This is a genomic window from Thalassoroseus sp. (assembly GCF_984380535.1).
The window spans coordinates 306,218-325,696 of the sequence record NZ_CFHRBF010000008.1 but is presented as its reverse complement, the minus strand read 5'-3'; the positions used below and the strand labels follow the sequence as shown (position 1 = coordinate 325,696).

General features: G+C 56.0%; 14 protein-coding genes, 1 other RNA gene and 1 pseudogene. 6 read left to right on the top strand and 10 right to left on the bottom strand.

The window, feature by feature from the left end:
• Positions 1-82: 82 nt before the first annotated feature.
• Positions 83-589: a CBS domain-containing protein gene (locus tag AC5DDB_RS13370; protein WP_491740224.1), complete on the top strand. Its 507-nt coding sequence runs from the start codon at positions 83-85 to the stop codon at positions 587-589.
• Here the strand turns inward: AC5DDB_RS13370 and AC5DDB_RS13365 are convergent, their stop codons facing one another.
• Positions 590-2,161 carry a hypothetical protein gene (locus AC5DDB_RS13365; protein ID WP_491740223.1) on the bottom strand — a complete coding sequence of 524 codons (1,572 nt, stop codon included), beginning with the start codon at positions 2,159-2,161 and terminating at the stop codon, positions 590-592.
• Between the two features lie 326 nt (positions 2,162-2,487).
• On the opposite strand from AC5DDB_RS13365, the gene AC5DDB_RS13360 reads away from it, so the two are divergent.
• The gene (locus tag AC5DDB_RS13360; RefSeq protein WP_491740222.1) at positions 2,488-3,765 is read left to right on the top strand and encodes a beta-ketoacyl-[acyl-carrier-protein] synthase family protein; all 1,278 of its coding nucleotides are present in this window, start codon (positions 2,488-2,490) and stop codon (positions 3,763-3,765) included.
• Positions 3,766-3,783: 18 nt separating this feature from the next.
• On the opposite strand, the gene AC5DDB_RS13355 is transcribed toward AC5DDB_RS13360, so the two are convergent.
• The 8 genes and pseudogenes from AC5DDB_RS13355 to AC5DDB_RS13320 form a co-directional block, all read right to left on the bottom strand.
• On the bottom strand, positions 3,784-5,715 hold the full coding sequence (locus tag AC5DDB_RS13355; RefSeq protein ID WP_491740221.1) for a sodium:solute symporter family transporter: 1,932 nt from the start codon (positions 5,713-5,715) through the stop codon (positions 3,784-3,786).
• The gene (locus AC5DDB_RS13350; protein WP_491740220.1) at positions 5,712-6,074 is read right to left on the bottom strand and encodes a YhdT family protein; all 363 of its coding nucleotides are present in this window, start codon (positions 6,072-6,074) and stop codon (positions 5,712-5,714) included. The genes AC5DDB_RS13355 and AC5DDB_RS13350 overlap by 4 nt, the downstream gene beginning before the upstream one ends.
• Positions 6,075-6,313: 239 nt before the next feature.
• Positions 6,314-6,907, bottom strand: a complete 594-nt coding sequence (locus tag AC5DDB_RS13345; RefSeq protein ID WP_491740219.1) for a hypothetical protein — start codon at positions 6,905-6,907, stop codon at positions 6,314-6,316.
• A gap of 72 nt (positions 6,908-6,979) precedes the next feature.
• The gene (locus AC5DDB_RS13340) at positions 6,980-8,293 is read right to left on the bottom strand and encodes a replication-associated recombination protein A (RefSeq protein ID WP_491740218.1); all 1,314 of its coding nucleotides are present in this window, start codon (positions 8,291-8,293) and stop codon (positions 6,980-6,982) included.
• Positions 8,294-8,488: 195 nt separating this feature from the next.
• Positions 8,489-8,667: non-coding RNA, 6S RNA (ssrS, locus tag AC5DDB_RS13335), on the bottom strand.
• A gap of 97 nt (positions 8,668-8,764) precedes the next feature.
• Positions 8,765-9,325 carry a GNAT family N-acetyltransferase gene (locus tag AC5DDB_RS13330; protein ID WP_491740259.1) on the bottom strand — a complete coding sequence of 187 codons (561 nt, stop codon included), beginning with the start codon at positions 9,323-9,325 and terminating at the stop codon, positions 8,765-8,767.
• Positions 9,326-9,742: pseudogene (locus AC5DDB_RS13325) on the bottom strand (GNAT family acetyltransferase); the annotation flags it as partial.
• Positions 9,743-9,751: 9 nt separating this feature from the next.
• The gene (locus AC5DDB_RS13320; protein ID WP_491740217.1) at positions 9,752-11,329 is read right to left on the bottom strand and encodes a sulfatase family protein; all 1,578 of its coding nucleotides are present in this window, start codon (positions 11,327-11,329) and stop codon (positions 9,752-9,754) included.
• A gap of 190 nt (positions 11,330-11,519) precedes the next feature.
• Between AC5DDB_RS13320 and AC5DDB_RS13315 the strand changes: the two genes are divergently transcribed.
• The 4 genes from AC5DDB_RS13315 (at position 11,520) to AC5DDB_RS13300 (ending at position 18,725) form a co-directional block, all read left to right on the top strand.
• Positions 11,520-12,899 (top strand): sulfatase-like hydrolase/transferase, encoded by a 1,380-nt coding sequence (locus tag AC5DDB_RS13315; RefSeq protein ID WP_491740216.1) that lies wholly within the window; start codon positions 11,520-11,522, stop codon positions 12,897-12,899.
• A gap of 131 nt (positions 12,900-13,030) precedes the next feature.
• A complete protein-coding gene (locus AC5DDB_RS13310) occupies positions 13,031-13,912 on the top strand; it encodes a YitT family protein (protein WP_491740215.1) in 882 nt (293 codons plus the stop codon).
• A gap of 147 nt (positions 13,913-14,059) precedes the next feature.
• A complete protein-coding gene (locus AC5DDB_RS13305) occupies positions 14,060-15,847 on the top strand; it encodes a hypothetical protein (protein WP_491740214.1) in 1,788 nt (595 codons plus the stop codon).
• A 193-nt stretch (positions 15,848-16,040) separates the two neighbouring features.
• Entirely contained in the window at positions 16,041-18,725 is a 2,685-nt protein-coding gene (locus AC5DDB_RS13300; RefSeq protein WP_491740213.1) for a hypothetical protein, read from the top strand.
• A 102-nt stretch (positions 18,726-18,827) separates the two neighbouring features.
• Here AC5DDB_RS13300 and AC5DDB_RS13295 read toward each other — a convergent pair whose 3' ends face one another.
• Positions 18,828-19,235 (bottom strand): hypothetical protein, encoded by a 408-nt coding sequence (locus AC5DDB_RS13295; RefSeq protein ID WP_491740212.1) that lies wholly within the window; start codon positions 19,233-19,235, stop codon positions 18,828-18,830.
• Positions 19,236-19,479: the final 244 nt, after the last annotated feature.

The window sequence follows — 19,479 nt, the reverse complement described above, 5'->3', positions numbered from 1 at the left end:
GATCGAGAATTCTCAACCGCCGCGGAGTGTCAGCTTCGTGGCGGTTTCTGTTTTTCGGTCCATCGGAGTTGGAGAAACGACCATGTCGCGGCTGCCCGGACGTCTCGGAGAGCTTCGAGCCAAAGACATCATGACGCGACCAGTCATTACGGTCTCGGAAGACGACACTCTGGAAGCTGCCCTCAAGACGTTCCGTGAAGCGCACATCACCGGTGCTCCGGTGGTTTGTCGTGATGGAAAACTGGTGGGGATTTTGACGCTCACCGATGTGATGGACATCACGAAATCCGATGAGCCACCGCATCTTCGCACGCTCGAACCTGGCAACCAACGTTCCGTTTGGAAGATTTGGGACACCGCCCCTGCGTTGGATGCAGAGTTCCTTTCGCAACCGGTCTCATCGCGAATGTCGGACCAAGTGAAGTCCGTACGCGATCTCTCGCCATTGGTGGATGTTGCCCGTCGCATGTGTGACGGACATTGGCATCGTGTGCCCGTCGTGGATGTCCAAGCTCGACTTTGTGGCATGATCACGGCGATGGACATCCTGGCCGCTATGGTCAATGTTGCCGACGAATCGAGAGAGTGATCACCGATCCAAACCCCAATACCGCATCAGCCAATAGGCGTGTAGGAAGTCGATCGAGGCGATGTGTGTGGGAGTCGTTTGGCCGTTAGATTGCCAAGCTTGGAAGGCGTCGCTTTTCCAAAGATAGGCGTCGTGACGTTTGCGGGCATCGACCCACAATGGCGTGGGCGACTCGGCTTCTTCTCCCTCCGTACCGAAACGGTTGATCGGAAATCGGCGAAGTTGTTCCATGCCATCGGCGTGTAAGCGACCAACTTGCTCGACGGTTTGTTGGTATTCGCCTTCTTTCAGCACGCGTGGGAACAGTTCGCGATCGTTCAGAATCCCGGCCCATTGAAAGTTGATCAAGGCATTCCGGTGGTTCTCCAGTTCGCGGAGTGTCCAGTACATCGTGCGGCCGAGTTCGTAACAGAAGCGGGAATCGAGTGGGCGATTGTTTTTGACAGCATCATATCGTTCGAGAAACAAGCCGATGTAAGCTGCGTTGCAAACGTGGTTGCGGTCGTTCATGCCTTTGACGAAGGGACTAGCGCCAATCCGTTGCGGCAGAATGATGTGCCGTAGCGGCGATTCGTAATACACATGATGTTTGCCCCGCAAGTCCTGCATGTGTTTGAGGATTTTGCGTTGCTTGCCTTCGTCGGGGCCTTCGAAAATCGTCGCGGTGGCGATGACGCTGTACGCCACCTGGGCATTGAACGGCACACCGGTCGAACCGACGCGTGGCGTGAGGTTGCCATACTTCGTGTGCTTGCCGTCACGTTCGGTAAGTTTGTAGTCGTGTCGGATGAGGTGATACGCCATCTCTTGCAGATCGAAGCGGGCCTGGGCTTGAACCTCCGGCGGCAAATCGGGATAGGCAAGCAGCATCATCACCGCGAAACCGCCGACGATCTGATTCAGCGTGCCTTTTGCGGCGTCACTGCGGAACCAGAATTCCTCACCGTTTTCGTCGATGAACTGCCGATTGACATCACCCTGCTTCGTTTTCATCACACACCGGGCGGGCAGGCCCATTTCGTCGGTGACTTTGAGGAACAGGTGCAACCCCCGCAACAACCGAGCGATTTTCTCCAGCGTTTCCGGTTCCCGTGTGACCGCGTACTTATAACTGAGAGCCGCCAACAAGGCTCCGTTCCAGGTGGAAATATCGGCCCCCTGATGCCAACCGATTTCTGCGTTTGGGTCGTCGGAGAGAATCACCCGAGGCAACACCTGGTCCCAAGGCGTCCAGTGATATCGCTCCAATGCCCACTCATACAGTTCCGCCTTGGCCTCCAACGGCACATCACGGTAAGTCGGACCGTAGGTCTCCTCAAAAGCTGCGTAGAACCGTTCCAGCGACGGACGCGAGAAGTCTTTCCCCTGCGGACGCAACGCCAACAGATGGTCGACTCGATGGGAGGGCGACTCAAAGCCGGATGGCGGAACGATTTCCGGCGAAGTCGGAAGTGTGGGTTCCGATGTCGATGGTCTGGGTGGAAGAAGCAGTGGTCCGTCTTGAGCGTGAACGCTCGAAATCAGCACACAGCCGGTCAGAACGGCAATCAAGCCGATGCGGTCAAAATGCATGTCGATTGGCCTCGTCGGTGAGGGTAATCGCGGAATCTGCGGGGGAGAACCTTATCGCAGTGGGTCTAGAAACCCAATGGCAATCTCATCCGTTCAGCCCGACCGACAGATTGCGTTTCTGGACGCAAGTCGTCAAAGACTCCTCATTTACTACGGTTTACGATGACTAGAGAAGCTGGGGGGGTGCAACTTTGACGAACGGGAATGGACATTCCGCGAAAACGGGCCGGCTTGGTCTTTCTTGACAGAATCGTGGATTCCCGTTGTAATTTCCGACCCAACGCGACCCGCGACCGCCCCATTTTCCTAGCCGCGTCAGACACGTCATGCCCACGGGACGCGAATCGAGCCAATCAGTCGTCATTACCGGAGTCGGTGTGGTTTCACCGATCGGGATTGGTAACGCTGCGTTCTGGCAATCGCTGCTTGAGGGCCAGTCAGGTGTTGAATTGGTGGCGGGAGAAACGGAAACACCCCGATTGGCGGCCCGCATCAGAGACTTCGACGCGAGTGCATTGCTGGCCCGTCGGCGAAAATTTCTGAAAGTGATGCCGCCCGCGATTCAATTCGGAACCGCAGCGGCCACACTCGCGATGCAAGAAGCGGGATTGAAACGCCGCGATATTCCTCCCGAGCGATTGGGAACCGTGTTCGGAGCCGGACGGTTGTCGACCACGCCGCAGGAACTTTTCGCCGTTCTTAAAGCTTGTCAAAACGAAGTCGGCGATTTCTTGCCTGACCATTGGGGACACCGTGCGACGGATGAAATCGCACCACTATGGTTGCTCAGGCAATTGCCGAACATGCCCGCGAGCCACGTCTCAATTGAATTCGACGCCCGCGGCCCAAGTAACACAATCACCAATCGCGATTGCGGGGCACTGCTGTCGATCGCGGAAGCCGTCAACATGATCGAACGTGACATTGTCGATTGCGTGATCGTGGGCGGTTGCGGCTCGTTAGTGTCTCCGTTGGATTGGCTCAAACTGCGTCTATTCGATGAGCTTTCCCAATCGTTTGATGACCCAACCGGGGCATGTCGGCCGTTCGATGTAAACCGTGATGGCACGGTAGTCGGCGAGGGAGCGGCGGCGTTCGTGTTGGAACGACGAAGTCACGCGGAACGTCGTCGTGCGACCATCTTCGCGGAAGTGCTCGGTATCGGCAGCGGTTGCGACCCTATGGACTCCCCAACCGGTCGCGGATTGATTCACGCCGCCGGTGCTGCGATAAGGTCGTCGAATCTGAGAGCGGATGAAGTCGGTCACATCAACACACACGGACATGGCGGGCAAAACGCGGACCGTACTGAAGCAGCAGCATTGGCCATCGTTTTCGGCGATGCTTTGAATCGCATTCCAAGCATTGCTCTTAAAGGAAGTTTTGGAAGTGCGGATGCTGGTTCCGGGGCCATGGAACTTGCCGGCAGCTTGCTCGCGTTGCGACACGGCTCGATCCCGCCGACACGCAACATTCGCAACGCCGATTCGAAGTGTCCGTTGCAATTGAGTGCCGACACGCAGCCGAGCACGCATCCCACCGCACTCGTGGTCAGTCGGACATCCGTCGGGCAAAGTGCAGCCGTGGTCATTCGCGGAGAATAACCACGGCTGCTTCGTGGACTAAGTGGATTGCTTGCCGAAATATCGTTCGACGAGATCCGTCGGCGGCGGTGGTGTGGCTTTGGTCGCCAACCAACCCATGACGAACGACGAAAACAACCCGACCAAAATCGGATCGAAATCGAAGAGTCGATACGGGTTGAAGAAGCTATCGTTGACGAACATCCCGGCGACGTACATCGACAAGTGAGCCGAGAACCCACCGATCATCGCAGCAATCACACCGACCGTGTTCACGCGGGGCCAATACAAGGCATACGCGACCGGTGCCAAGAACGCCGCCGCCAACCCGCTGCCGGTGTAAACGATGATGTTCTGCAGAAACTCCGGCGGGTTCATCGCTCCGAACATGGCCGCAGTCCCGACGATGAGCGTGCACCAATAACTCAGCCGTTTGATGATACGTTCTTCTGCTTCGGGGTTCATGTTGCGTTGGTAGATGTCGCGCACGAGCGCCGACGAAATCATCAGTAGGAAACTGTCGACGGTACTCATCACCGCCGCAAACGGAGCCGCCACGAGCAACCCCGCCAACCAACCGACCCCGGCGTTTTCGGTGATGAACACCGCCATCGCGGGCATGATGCGGTCCGATTCGACTTCCATCCCCGGCATCAACACACGAGCACAGCAGAAGATGATCACCAGCGGAAAGTAAATCGCCGTGTAATAAATCGCCACGGTGAAAATCGAACGACGTAATGTCGTCGCACTGTTGAACGCCATCAGCCGCACCATATTGCTCGGCTGCCCGCTCCCGGAAATCGACCACATGAAGAAGAACGAAATCGCCAACGAGAGCGGCAGAAAGCCATTCGCGTTGGTTTTGCTTGGCCCGGGACCGCTGACATATACGCCGGGGTGTTCGGCCCCGTAAGCAAACTCTGTCGGGTCGCTGATTTCGATAAGGCTCAATTCGTTCGAGCCCAATTTGCTGGCTGCTTCATAACGCGGATGCGGCCCATTGATGAACCGTTCTTTTTCGCTCGGGGTGACAATTTCAATCACATTCACCGCGGCACTTGGCGCATCTTCGGCCCAGCGGGCATTTTCGGCGAAGCGATAGATACGGTCATCCATAACGAGCCAATCGCCTTTATCCACCCGCAACGGTGTGTCGGGTGATGTATCTTCCAGCGTGAGCACCCGCTCAATCGGCGGTTGCATCTGTGACATTTCTTGAGTGGCTTTGTCCAATCCACCGACGGCATCGAGTGTCAACGGCAGCATGATTAGCACACCAATGACCATCACCACGCCCTGCATGACATCGGTCCAGACAACCGCGTGAAACCCGCCGTAGGTGGTGTAGATAATGACGGCGATGCCGAAGGAAATCAGACACAGTAAGTATTGCGGATCATCGCCGAACAACGATACCCCGTTTGTGATCGAGCCGAGTGACCGCGCGGAACTTTCAAAAATCGGCACGTCTTGCAACAGCGTTTTGAGAATCATTGCGCCGGCTTTGAACTGCGCGACGAGGTTGAAACTCATGAAGAACACGATCAGTAACACCGCCAGCAGACCCAACGTCACACTGCGGAAGCGGTCGCGGAGGACGTCGGGCACGGTGATCGAACCGGAGATTCGTGCGACTTGGTTCATCCGTTTGCCGAGCAGGCCCATCGTGCAGATCGGCACTACCATGTAACTGCTGATCCACAACGCCAGAATCCAACCGTGCGTGTAGATCAACGAGGGAAACCCCGTGAAACTTCCGCCGGAGGAACTCGTCGCGGCAAACGTGAGTGCAAACGCCCACACGCCGAGACTTCGACTGCCGAGGAAGTATTCGCTGAGGAAACTTTTTCCCTTGAGCAACTGATTCGACAACGCCGCAATCCCGAAGACGGCCAGCGTATACAACAAAAACGTGATCAACGCCGGATTCGAATTCGCGGCGAAGATGGCGGATGGAAACTCGCTCATGCCTGCCCCTCCGCGTGCTCGGCCCGTTCGTGTTGTTCTTCGAGGTCGGCACCTTCGTGGGCTTCGCCGAGGTTGTCGTCTTTCATGGTGACGAAGCAGAACCACGTGGTGGCGATGTCCGCCATCAACCAAGGCAAGCCGACGCCCCAGAACACCCAACTGGGGATGCCCCACACGGTGGGAATCGCGGCGGCGTCACTCGTCGGATCGGTGAACCCGTTGAGATAGCAATACGGAATCGTCCACAGCAGGCACACGAACCAGATGCCCAGAATAATCAGGGCCTCCTTGCGGGCGTGGAGGAACGTATCGTCGAACTCGAAATCATCCGAGAGTCCGAGAGCAGTCGTGTCAGGCATAGGTGGTAAGTCAATTGGAGATCATCGAAGTGAGAGCTTACATCAACATTCGCTGATTGTACCGTCGATCCCCACCAGGATGAAGCGACTTACGATTCATCTTGCAGCGATCGGCAGGGTGGCACGCTCTGAGGTTTTGCGAAGGGCGTGGTCAACCGTGGAAAACGCTTGGGAACGCTCGCCACGCCCGTCCCGTTGGTCAGGGACGTGCCACCCGACTCGAAAACCGCCTGCACGTTCTACCAGTCGTCGGAGACGAATCCGACGTGGTGATACTCGGAATCATAGCGATACCCGAACCGATCACTCCACATCCGAGGTCCACGTTCTCTGACGTCGCACGAAAGGACAATGCATTGACGCAAGAGTGAGGCATTGCCGTTGCGAAGCCACTCTTTCGATTTCTCCGTGAGTCGTTGATTCGCGTCGACCGTGCCTTCAATCGATTCCCCGGCTCCCAACACGACAACGTTCGCCGGCGCGGATGAACCAATGCCAACGCCACAGACAAGATTCCCGTTCGGTTGCGTGAATCCCTCAGATCCTGGTGCATCGTGAAAACTCAAGAACACCTGGTCTTTGCCCCACGGCAATTGATCGACTTCCAGAAAAACATATTCATCCTCACTGGTGTTCGTGAGCCGTATACGGGCAATGATGACTTCATCCCAGGCCTCGAAGCCGACCAACTCCAGTTTCAGAAACTCATGCGGAACGATACGCTGATAGTTTACGGAATGATCATTTCGGCTTGTTTCCGACGCTTCGCGATCTGTGGTTTTCGGTCGAGCACTCGACAAACAGAGGAACACAATGCAATAGAAGCAAAGCATGCAGACAACCGTGGACAATACGAACCATTTGCGCTCAGCACGGTCAAAGATTTCGTTGTCTGTTATTGCAAGTCACTCCTTGTCTTGCAGCGAGCGCCAGTGGGCGAGGCGTTTTTGGATTTCGGCTTCGTAGCCTCGGTTGGTGGGGGTGTAGTAGGTTTTGTCCACTCCGAGATAGTCCTGATCGACGTAGCCCTCGGCGGCGTTGTGGGGGTAGATGTATTGGCCGTCTTGGTTCAGGCGGCGGCCGCTGGAGTTTTTGTCGCGGAGCGTCATCGGGACGGGCAGGACGCGTTGGTGTTTGATGTCTTGCTGGGCTTCGTTGATGGCCATGTAAGCCGCGTTCGATTTTGGAGCCGTCGCCATGTAACAGACGGCGTGCGAGAGGATGATGCGACATTCCGGCAGGCCGACGAACTCGGTCGCTTGAGCAGCGGCGTTGGCGACGACGAGGGCTTGCGGGTCGGCGTTGCCGATGTCTTCGGAAGCGAGAATCACGATCCGCCGGGCAATGAACCGCGGGTCTTCACCGGCTTCCAACATGCGAGCCAACCAATACACCGCCGCATCCGGATCGCCGCCCCGCATGCTCTTGATGAACACACTGGCGGCGTCGTAGTGTTCGTCGCCGGTGCCGTCGTAGTAAATCGCTTTCTTCTGAATCGATTCTTGAGCCACATCGACGGTCACGTGTTGATCCGTCTCCAACACCGAGAGCACCGCGATTTCGAGCGCACTCAACGCCCGTCGGGCATCGCCTTCGGAGATGTCCGCGAGGAATGCGATTGCGTCGTCATCGACTTGCACCTTGTGTTTCGCGAGACCGTTTTCTTTGTCGGTGAGGGCGCGACGCAAGACTTTCGCCACGTCTTCCGCCGCGAGCGATTGGAATTCGAAAATCTGACTACGACTCACAAGCGGTGCAACGAGTGAGAAAAACGGATTCGCCGTCGTCGCGCCGATGAGTGTGACGACTCCCGTTTCCACATCCGGCAACAACACGTCTTGCTGAGCTTTGTTGAAACGGTGGAGTTCGTCAATGAACAGTACCGTTCGCGTGCCACCGGACTTCAGGTTCCGACGGGCGGTTTCCAACTCGGCTCGCAATTCCTTCACGCTGGACGCCGCCGCATTGATCGTGACGAAATTCGATTTTGTCTGGCGAGCGATGAGTTTGGCGAGCGTCGTTTTCCCCGTTCCCGGCGGACCGTAGAACAACACCGACCCCAACCGATCTGCCGCGAGCATCCGACGGAGGAGTTTGCCATCGCCGAGGAAGTGCGTTTGGCCGACGAATTCCTCCAGCGATCGCGGACGCATCCGAGCGGCGAGCGGTTCAGCGTCGCGGAGATTGTCGGCTTCCTGTTGATCAAAAAGTCCGGGCATTTTGGGTGATGAGGTCTGAGGTGATGATGTGATTGTTCCCGAGTGATGGGTGCCTCAAGCGGTTTCCATGCTGGCGGTCGACCGCTTTTCACATCATCACACAAGACCTCATCACATCATCATCGCCAACGGCGACCGCGTCTAGCCAAAAAGAAAAGCCCTCTGGCGGAACCAGAGGGCTTTGAAGGCTGAAATAAAACCTCTACCAATCGCGTGGGCGGTGTACGAACCCGAATATGCTAGGTGGGCACCCTCCGCTTGGATTGTGTGATCCGGTACAAGCCGGCTATACACGCTGCCAAACCGACAGGGTTCCCTGGGTTCAATACATAGGGTTCGACAATTGCCCAGGCGATATAGGTTGGTAGAGGCAAGCAAGTCCTGTTGGATTGCTGACAGCATCCTATCACGCCCTTGTGGAAGCGGCAAGATGATCTTTCGCGACTTTCCTTGTTTTCAATGGATGTTGCGTCAACCGGAATTCAGTCGCCCGAAGTACTGCACATCATAGAACTTGCCGTCACGGAACAGATGGTCGCGGAGTGTGCCTTCGAGTTCGAATCCCGCGTTCTGCAGCACTCGTCCCGAAGCCGGATTCGTGGCCAACGCTCGAGCGTAGATTCGTCGTAACTGGAACGTATCAAACGCGTAATCGCAAAGTTGCCGTGTGGCTGCGGTGACAATTCCTTGTCCCCAATACGGTTTGGCGAGCCAGTATCCGAGTTCGCAATTTTGTTCGAGAACGACATTGAAGACCCCGATTCCGCCGATCAACTCGCCATCGATGTTACGGATTCCCCAATTGCGGACTTTGTGCGTTTCGAGTGTCTCCCGGTAGACTTTTCCCAACCAAGTGTCGGCGTCACATTCGCGATAGGGAAACGGCATTCTTCCCATGCGTTCGTAGAACTCGGACGTTTCGTTGAGATGCTGCAAGTACGCGGGGCGATCTTCGCGAACGATCTGTGACAGTTCAATTTCCGAATTGACGGGAATCGTGGGGACCGGGTCGGCGATTTCGTCGGAGGACATGGTGATCTTGCCCATCGAGACGCGGTCTTCGACCGTGTATCCACACTTCTCATAGAACGCGATGACGTCTGTGTCGTCGCTGAGAACCTGCAGATTGATCTTGTCGCAACCTTTGGCCCGTAGTTTTCGCTCGGCTTCTTCAAGCAACTCACGGCCGATGCCATGATGACGGGCATCTTCGGCGACAGCGAGTGAATAGATCCAACCGCGGACACCGTCGTAACCCGCCATCACCGTGCCGACGACTTTGCCAAGTTGTTCGGCGACGAAGAACAGGCCGTCCTCCATCGCAAGTTTTCGACAGATCGCCCGTTGCGGATCATTGCGGGGGTGCGAACCGGGCAACGCGGCTTCTCGCAAGGCGATCACCGCGTGGTAGTCGGAGGGTTCAAACGAGCGAACTGTCGTGTGAGGCATGCGTGGGATTTATTCGTTGGCCGAGGACGTGAACACTTCGCGGGCACCGGCACCTTTCACAATTCTTTCGAGTTGAGCACCGAGTCGCTGAACGATTTCCGGATGGACACTCGCCACATCATTTTGTTCGCCGATGTCTTGTGAAAGGTCGTAAAGTTCGTAGCTAATTCCGGGTTTGCCTTTCTTGGGCTTTCCGGCATTGCGGACGAGCTTCCATTTGCCGTCACGCACGGCATAACCACCGGCTTCTTCGACGATCATTTGGTTGCCGGTGGACTCGTCTCCCAAGAGTGCACGGAGATTGACTTGGCTATCCGGGGCGGCATCTTCGGGAAGTTCCACGCCCAACAGTTCAGCGAATGACGGAATGAAATCGGTTTGCGTCACGAGAGCCGACGATGTGCCAGGTTCGATGCGGTTCGGCCAACGCACGATGAACGGCACCCGCGTACCGCCTTCGTAAATTTGATACTTCCCACCGCGATACGGGCCGGACCCGTCATGTCCGCGGTCGGCTTCTTCGGTTGAAGTGAGCACCGTCGTGCCGTCGTCGTATCCGTCGTCGTATACGGGACCGTTGTCGGATGAGAAGATCACCATCGTGTTTTCGGTGAGGTCATGTTCGTCGAGCATTTTCATGATTTCGCCGACGGACCAATCGAGTTGGACCATTGCATCCCCGCGATAACCGAGTTCGCTTTTGCCGTGGAATCGCGGGTGTGGCGTGCGGGGGACGTGAATGTCCTGCGAGGAAAAATACAGAAAGAACGGCTGATCGGGGTTCTTTTTTTGCTGATCGCCGAGCCACTTCCGTGTGCGGTCGACGAATTCGTCGGCCATGGTTTCGTCGTTCCACAATGCCGACTTGCCGCCGAACATGGTCCCAATGCGACCGATGCCGTTGATCACGGAATTGTTGTGACCATGGGTGCTTTTGTAGTACGTCATCGCTTCGGGATTTTTCTTCCCGTCGGGATAAACCGTGGAATTCGGACCGGCCGGTTTGCCGATGGAGATCGGATCGTTCGGGTCGAGATTCACCACGCGATGATTCTCCACATACACGGTCGGCACACGGTCGTTCGTGTTCGGGAGGAGGAAAGCGTAGTCAAAACCGATTTCCAGCGGTCCGGGTTTGACGATGCCGTTCCAATCTGTGCCCGGGCCTTTCTCGCCTAGTCCCAGGTGCCACTTCCCGACGACGGCAGTGGTGTAACCGGCATCTTTGAAGACGCGAGGCAGCGTGTAGCGATCAGTCGAGATCGCCAATGGTGCGGTCGGGCCGAGTACACGGATGTTCTTTCGATGAGCGAGGATGCCGGTCAGCATGGTGTACCGCGATGCCGAACACGTCGACGCCGGACAGTGCCCATCGGTGAAGTTCAACCCCTCAGCGGCCAAGCGATCCAAGTTTGGCGTGGGGATCTTCTTCGAGCCGTTCACGCTCAAATCACCGAAGCCGACATCGTCACCGTAAATCAACACGACATTCGGTCGGTCTGCCGCAAACGTCGACGTGCTTGTCACCAGCAGAGCGATTATCAAGGAAATGGCTTTGAGCCAAACAGGAGCATTCCCAAGCAGCATTTTGTCACCGTAATTGAAAGGTGTCTTTGTGGGTGGAGATTGTCGATTTGCCAAGCGAGAGGCTGATGTCTGCCTATGATAATCCGCAGACAACCTGAAACACCACCGGCGAGGGTATTTCGGGGACGCAATCGCCGGTACAGTGAAGCCGATCTCTGCGCTGGTTGAATCTCGACAAAAGGGTTTTCGTGTGGAACGTCTTTTCTATCTTCCGTTGGCGCTGGTTGCGATCGGTTTGGGAATTTCACTGTCTGACGCCGCTTTTGGTGCCGACGAATCTTCAGCCAGATTACCGAACATTTTGCTGATCACGGCCGACAATTTGGGCTACGGGGATTTGCCGTGTTACAACCCGGACTCACGGATTCAGGCACCGCACTTGGATCGGTTGGCGAAGTCGGGAGCGAAGTTCACGAGCTTCTACACGGCCTCACCCACATGCACGGTTTCGCGAGCGTGCCTGATGACGGGACGCATTCCCCAGCGACACGGGTTGGATTTTCAGTTGCCAGGACTCGAAGGCAATTACGGTGAGGGTCTTAGTCAACGCGAAGTCCTCATGCCCGAAATCTTAAAGACCACGAAACCAGCGTATGCGACCGCGTGCTTCGGGAAGTGGAACATCGGTTTCGCCGAAGGGTCACGGCCGACGGAGCGTGGATTTGATGAGTTCATCGGCCATGCGTCCGGCAACATGGATTACTACACGCACAACTACAACGGCAAACACGATTTGTACGAGGGCACGCGGGAACTCCATCGCGAAGGCGTGTACTCGACGGATTTGTTCGCAGATTCGGCTATTGATTTCATTCGTCGCCAGTCGTCGAAGGCGAACCCATGGTTTTGTTATTTGCCCTTCAATGCCCCGCACTTTCCCAATGCAAGAAACAAAGCCCCCGGCGAACCAAACGAATGGCAAGCTCCGAAATGGGCATTCGAAACCTATGGCCTGTCCCCTGAGGAAACCGAACCCGTTAAGCGGTATCGGGCGGTCGTGACCGCGTTGGATGCGGCGGTTGGTCGGGTGCTGAAGTCTTTGGACGATCTGCAGATCGCAGACGATACGTTCGTCTTCTTTTACTCTGACAATGGGGCTTTCCGACTCGGACGGGACGGTTTGGATGTCGGCTCGAACTTTCCACTGCGAAGTGGTGGGGTCACGTGTTGGGAAGGCGGTCTGCGGGTTGTGGCGATGGCTCGGTGGCCGGGAAAGATTTCGGAAGGCGTGACGATTTCCGAACCGTGTTGGTCGCCGGATTTGCTGACGACGTTTGCGACACTCACCGCTGCGAAGCTTCCCCGGGATGTCGTCTATGACGGCAAAGATATTCTGCCAGTGCTCACGGACAACGCGAATTCGCCGCACGAATCGTTGTACTTCCGTTACCGAAACCACGCTGCAGTGCGAAAAGGTCCGTGGAAGATCGTCCGCGAAAACCCCAAGAACGCTTGGCAACTTTTCAATCTCGAATCCGATCCGAGTGAGATGCAGAACCTGGCCGACGATAAACCAGATGTCGTACGGGACCTGCAAACTGAACTGCGGAAGTGGGAACAATCGTTCTGAACCAGCTGCTGGATTCTCGCTGCATCTTGCGAATTTGTCGTAGGAGCATTCGACAAGTTCGAAACGGTTCTTAAACTGTTCGCGGTGGAAGATCGAAACCGGGACTGCTTCTTTTGAACGAAGGATTTCGCGTGCATCGTGCATGGATGGATTACTGTGTCATTGTACTCGCGGGGCTGCTGTACGCGATTGCATTGCACTATTTTGTATTGCCGTCGAAGGTAATTCTCACAGGGACCGAGGGCATCGCGACGGCTTTGTCGTATTACTTCGAAAGCCATACCGTTTTCGTCGGGCTGTATGTGGTGTTTCAAGCCATATTGCTGACGTTTGCGTTTGCGAAAGTCAGCAAAGTGTTCGCGGTGCGATCGCTGGTGGTTGTTACGACGGTCGTTATCTGTCTCATGGTGTTACCCGAGCTCCGGTTTGCACAACCGGAACCGCAGAACGAACGCATCATTTTGGTGCTCTTCGGTGGGATTCTGGCAGGTGTGGCGAAGTCGTTGGCATTTCAATATCGCGGATCAACTGGCGATGAAGACATTCTCGCTGCGTATTTCGCCGTCAAATACTTGAAGCCGGTCGGCTCGATCGCGGTGTTCGCGGGGGCGGCGTCGACTGCGTTTGGTATGTCGCTGGATTTAGCCAAAACCGGCCAATTTGAGTCTGTTGTGAACACCTTGATGTACACGTGTGTCTACATTTTTGCGTCGGCGGAGACGCTGAACAATTTCTATCGGAAGTTCAAAATCACGATGCTGGTCGTGATTACCCGGCAGAAAGACGCGGTCGGTGGCGCAATCTCGCAAACGTCAGAGCATCGCACGTATACCGTTCATCCTGGCACGGGGGGACGCAGTGGAGAATCGTTTTCGATTGTGCGGGCCATTCTGACTCACGAGGAACTACCGGCGATCGTCGACGCCATCGAAGCGGCCGACCCAGACTGTTTCTATTACTTCCACGATATCGAGGGGATTTCGGGGCGGTATTACATTACACCGATTGGTTGATCACAGAAGACGCGGTTTTGGGCTTGCGGCATTTCGAGAGATTGTTTAGATCCCGCGTTCATCTCTCAAATACCGGAAATCCGTTGCGGGAACAGCGGGTTTCGATCACTCACAGACAATACACTCATCGCGAGCAAGGATGCCCTCATGAGCCGATGGTCCCAATGCGCCGCGGCACCGATTGTGGTGTCGATTTGTGCCATGACCTGCGGCTGCGGTGCGCCGGTCGGGTTGCAAGTTGCCACTCTGTTCGATCGCTCGTCGCAAGCCGAACCCGCAGATGCGAACGCTGCGGAATCGGATAACCCGCTTCGTCGGGAACTCGCGAAACATACGGCTGCGAAACCGCCGGTGAAGACTTCGAAGTCTGTCGATCCCGCTTGGAGTGGTCTCGACGCCGAAACGCGGGAGTTAATCGAACGCGAACTCGCCGAAGCGAACCCCGCCGAACGTGAGCAATTGGCAAACGATCTGAAGGGGCTCGAACCGCCGATGATTCGGCAGATTCTTCGGATTCGCAAGATGGTTCGGCAAGTCGAATCGACTACCGAACCTGGTATGCCGGTGATTAGTCCTGGGCACAGTCACTTCGCGGGAGACGTCGCGGCTGATCGTTCACGTTCTTCCGTTCAGTTAGCTGGTGCCGAAGTGCCACCGGCTCCCGGAATTGAACGCAGCCAAGCTGGTACTGCCGATCCCTACAGTCATGTTCCCGGACGAACTCCCGCCAATGATCCCGGTTTGGGGGCCGTCGATCCGTGGGGACGTGTGCCAAGATCGCAGTCGACACGCATCGTCGAAGAGTTGAACAGTCCCGGTCAGTCGAATACCGACGATGGCGTCTACCGCATCGGACGGTCACGAAATCCGGTGGAGATCACTGCGGATGGGTTCTCGGATCCGTTGCCGGCGAATGTCATTACGCAGCGTCCGACCGCGAGTGGAAGTCCGCGTCCGCAACCAGCGGTTGTCGGGTCCCAACCCCCAGTCAGACCGTATTACCCGAATGGCGATTTCTCGCCGCAGGACGGCCGACTCGCGGGAGACCAATATCCGCCATCTCCACGTGTGCCAAACTATTCGCAGTCCGGGGGCGATCCCTTCGCTCAAAGACCGCCCGTACAAACGGCAAGTCGCAATCCGGATCAGGCCATTCCGGGTGTGATGCCACGCGGCAACAGTGTGCCACCGGGACCGAATGGCGTGCAAAATCCCGACGAACTATCGGGCGTGATTGCTCGCTATGAAACCGGTTTGCAGTCGATGCGATATGCGGACCAAGTTACCCCGGAAGACCGCAACCGCTACATCCAACAGCACGTCTTCTTGCGACTCTTGTACTTGATCGATGGGCAGGAAGAACGGGCGCTCGCTGCGATTCCCGACATTCCGCCGTCCGATCGTGAGTTCTGGCAACAAGTGTTCTGGGCGACCGCGAACTACTTTGATACCAACGCCATGCCCGATTCCGACTACCGAGCCACGCAAACGGTCGCTCAATTGCGAACCGCCGTGCGGCGATTGCAAGAGAACGCCCGCTTGGAACTCCGAAACGTGGCGTTCTGTCACAAGATTTCCAGCTTCGGCAATTACGAACGATTCGAGCGGGACGAATTCCGCCCCGGTCAACCGGTGTTGTTGTACGCCGAGGTCGGCAACTTCAAAAGCGATGTCACCCCAGAGGGCCAATACAAAACGGTGTTGAAATCGCGGATTGAAATCAGCCGCGTGGGTCCGTCTGGTGAAGTCGTCGAGGAAATGGCCTTCCCCGCTACGGAAGACTTCTGTCACAACTATCGACAGGATTATTTCCACAGCTATGAATTCTCGATCCCCCAGCAGATTTCGCTGGGTCCGCACGTGCTCGTGTTGACCGTCGAAGATCAACTCAGCCAGAAAGTCGCCACCTATCGGCTGAACTTCATGGTGAAGTAACGGATGGGTTCGCGTCCCGAGAGTGGCGAGTGCAAGAAGATTGCCGATCTGAAATCGGCTTCTCGTCGTTTGGCTCGACACTCTCCGTGGAAGGATGAGAAACAATCTTGAAAATCCGAAACGTGGAAGGCTGAATCCGGGTACACTGGGGAAAGACCGAGTCAAAATGTCTTTCCACACCGGAGGTGTCCCGATGCGTGCGATTCGTAGGTTGCAATTGCGTGGGGTGTGCGGGGTCTGTCTAGCGTTGGTGTCGATGTCGGCATCGGCAGCCGAGACCGAATGGCATGTTTGGGCGTACCCTGGGGAACCGTTCGGTGTGGGGCGGATCGGGGCTGACCTGGACGAGAAGATTCCCGCCGACCGACCGTTCGTTTTCCACGAACAAGACCAACGGGTGTTCTATCCTGTGGTCAAGCGTGAGTTGCGGGACAAGAAAACGACCGTCAACCGGCTGGACGTGTACTTTCTCTTTCGAGGCGACAAACCCCTACGACTCCAGTTGCCCGGGAAGCCGTCGCGTGAGTTGACGATCACGCCGCAAGCGAACACCGACGCCCGACGCGATTTGCTCGAAACGTGGTGGAAGCATTATCCATCGCAATTCCTCCGCCAAAAGAAATGGCACCGAGAACCTGAAACGCTGGGCACATACCTGACCGCGATGTTGTCGCGTCGGTTGGATCTGCCGAATGAAGACGCCCATCGTCGAAGTTCGTGGTCTCAGAGCACCGGTGTCTTTGGAAACGATTGGTCCTCGTTTGCGGAACTCATCATTGGCACACAGGCGGTGAAAGCCGCGTTGCAACGAGACACCTTGCTACGCGAATCGACGACGGTCGAGATCGCCAATAGTCCGTTGCCCGAAGGAATGACCCTACCCGCGGTCGACATCCCTGGTGATTTCGTTAGCCGTGATGTGGAAGAGTTAGCGTATCACGTACCCGAGGAATGTTTCTACATTCGCTGTGCCGGCGTGCCCGAATACCGCTGGTTACGCCAAGCATTGGACCAACTACAGACGTTCTCACAAGGTGTTGACGGGGTAATTTCGGATTACACCATCGAATCTGGAATTGACGCCAAACTCGAACGTCAACTTGGTATCCGCGAATCGACAGCCGCGATCGCACTCGGACCTAAAGTCCTGAGTCAAATGGCTGTCATTGGCACCGACTTTTTCGTCCGAGAAGGAGCCGCCATCGGTGTGGTCTTCGAAGCGAAAAACACTAATGCCGTTCGGGAATGGGTGAAGAAGGAGCAAGCTCACACGTTGAAGATGGAGCCACACGCAAAGCTCACACCGCTGCGGTTTGGGGAGATTCATGGCACGCTCCTATCCACGCCGGATAATCGCGTGCGATCGATTCACGTTGTCGTCGGCGATTACCATCTGGTGACAAACTCTAAAACAATCGCGCGACGATTCACGGAGATCTCGAAAACAGCGGGCTCACTTGGGGCTCTCAAGGAATACCAATACACGCGGGCCATGAAATTCCCCGACGAACGCATCGGCCCGGTGTTCGTGTATTTGTCGGACGCCTTCTTTCGGAACTTTATTTCGCCCCAATACCGGATCGAAATGACTCGTCGCGCGAAGGCAGCTGCCGAATTGGAGCTGGTCGCCTTGGCTCAACTTGCTGCCAAAGCAGAAGGCATCCCGGCGGAGTCCGTAGCAGACCTGGTTTCTGCAGAGCTTCTCCCGCCGTCGATTCTCGCACGTTCCGATCATAGCCAGCCGACAATTCAGGATGGCGAACTCGTCGATTCTGAACGTGGTGTCCGAGGCAATTTTCTGCCAATTCCTGATGTCGAGCTATCGAAGGCGACGCGATCCGAAGTGGAAGGTTACGAAAAATTCCGTGCCTTCTATCGTCGACTTTGGACTCGTGTCGATCCCGTCGCACTTGCGATCACCGAGCAACCGTCTGACAAACCGAATGCCACTCGCCTCGTGTTCGATCTGTACGTCACCCCGTTAGCGATGGGCCAATACACGTTCTTGGCGGCGTTTCTACCGAATTCCGATCAAGTTCGCATTTCGCCATCGACTGAGAGTTGGCTATTCCTCGATGTTGTTGCGCCATTTCTGGAACGCGTGAAGGAAGACTCCGACAATAATCTTCATCTCTTCGCCGGTCTCAGCGACTTTGAACCGCCGTTTACCATCGCGAATGGTGAAATCGAGTATGCTCCAACGGATGAATCGAAGATCCCCGGTTACTTTGGCCAGACTCACAAAGCGGGGCTGATGCGGTTCTTCATTCCCGACAATGAACTACGAAAAGTCACACGAGACGCCAACGGCTACGGACTACACGAAAAACGCTGGCTCCGTGTCTGGAATGACGATTGGTTGGCGGTCTCGAATCAGAAACACGTTCTGGAACAGGCAACGCCGCAATTGAAACTCGAATCCGCGTTGCGACCGGCTCAACTTCGATGTTACGTCGGCGATTTATCACAATCGAAAATCCGGCGTTCGATCGAAGCCGGAGCATACGTCGAAACTCGTCGCATGTCTGCCGATACCGCACGTTATATGCTTCGATTAATGCAGCAATTCCACATCGAGCCAGAGGGCCTCGAGAAGTCGGTCCAGCAGCTTCACGACGGACGTTTGCTCGACCCACTCAGCGGCCAATTCCAATGGAACGTCGATCCGCAAATTCCTGGCTGGGTAAGCACGCATTGGGCAAATCGAAGTCGATTCGATGATCAATCCGTGCCACACGGGTTTTCCCATCCCTTCCTGAGTGGAATGCACGGGGCACTGATGGAACTTTCTATCAACCGTCGGGAACGTTCGCTGAGTTCACACTTCGAACTCACTCTTCCGGCGGCCGCGGGCTTGCGTCGACAGCACCGCGATTGACATCGACATACGCCCCTTTCAACGAAAATAATCCGTTGGCAATTGCCAACGGATTATCGTTTTATTGCTTGTCGATGCCGTCAGATCGGGCCGGTCGTGCGATTACCGAACGGCGGGTGCCGGCGGAATGGCGGCCGTGTTCTGAGGACGTGTGAAGGCTCGGTTCGGAGCTGCTTCGGATGGCTCATACGTCGGCGATGGAGCCGCAGGTACCGTGACTGTCTGTGGGGCTGCCGGCACCGTCACCGCTGGTGGTACGGAGGGCATCCCTTCGGACATCGGCTGCGGAATCACTTCCGGTTCGCGATATTGCATCGGCTCTTGAGCGGGCGGCGTATGGTAGTAAACCGGTTGCTTCTTCTGACGTCCCACGCCGAAGACGTTCCGCATGATCCAGGCGTTCTTTTTCTTCTCCAACTCCCAAAGCCGTCCGAAGAAACCGGCTTCAACGGTCGAAACGCTGGCCGTCGTGAGAGAAAGAACCATGACAACGAGAATCCGTTTCCGCATCAATCTACCACTCCTTGAACTTGTGGATTCACCGACTTCAATGGTCACCGGCCCGGTGTCGGTTGGCGTGTCCTTCGTGTTATTCGGCGGACATCGCGTTTTCGCTTCAACGATGCGACCACCGTCTTGCTGGTTCGATCCGAAATGTTAGCGATCGTGACGGACGCAACAGTCGTCACGACCGTGTCGTCACGTAGACATACGGACGAAGACCGTTTGTTGATCCTGATCCGCAGAGTCGGCA

Bases quoted from the DNA above. Each gene is read 5' to 3' on its own strand.
- AC5DDB_RS13370 (WP_491740224.1), top strand. From the start codon at position 83: ATGTCGCGGCTGCCCGGACGTCTCGGAGAGCTTCGAGCCAAAGACATC.
- AC5DDB_RS13365 (WP_491740223.1), bottom strand. From the start codon at position 2,161: ATGCATTTTGACCGCATCGGCTTGATTGCCGTTCTGACCGGCTGTGTG.
- AC5DDB_RS13360 (WP_491740222.1), top strand. From the start codon at position 2,488: ATGCCCACGGGACGCGAATCGAGCCAATCAGTCGTCATTACCGGAGTC.
- AC5DDB_RS13355 (WP_491740221.1), bottom strand. From the start codon at position 5,715: ATGAGCGAGTTTCCATCCGCCATCTTCGCCGCGAATTCGAATCCGGCG.
- AC5DDB_RS13350 (WP_491740220.1), bottom strand. From the start codon at position 6,074: ATGCCTGACACGACTGCTCTCGGACTCTCGGATGATTTCGAGTTCGAC.
- AC5DDB_RS13345 (WP_491740219.1), bottom strand. From the start codon at position 6,907: ATGCTTTGCTTCTATTGCATTGTGTTCCTCTGTTTGTCGAGTGCTCGA.
- AC5DDB_RS13340 (WP_491740218.1), bottom strand. From the start codon at position 8,293: ATGCCCGGACTTTTTGATCAACAGGAAGCCGACAATCTCCGCGACGCT.
- AC5DDB_RS13330 (WP_491740259.1), bottom strand. From the start codon at position 9,325: ATGTCCTCCGACGAAATCGCCGACCCGGTCCCCACGATTCCCGTCAAT.
- AC5DDB_RS13320 (WP_491740217.1), bottom strand. From the start codon at position 11,329: ATGCTGCTTGGGAATGCTCCTGTTTGGCTCAAAGCCATTTCCTTGATA.
- AC5DDB_RS13305 (WP_491740214.1), top strand. From the start codon at position 14,060: ATGAGCCGATGGTCCCAATGCGCCGCGGCACCGATTGTGGTGTCGATT.
- AC5DDB_RS13300 (WP_491740213.1), top strand. From the start codon at position 16,041: ATGCGTGCGATTCGTAGGTTGCAATTGCGTGGGGTGTGCGGGGTCTGT.
- AC5DDB_RS13295 (WP_491740212.1), bottom strand. From the start codon at position 19,235: ATGCGGAAACGGATTCTCGTTGTCATGGTTCTTTCTCTCACGACGGCC.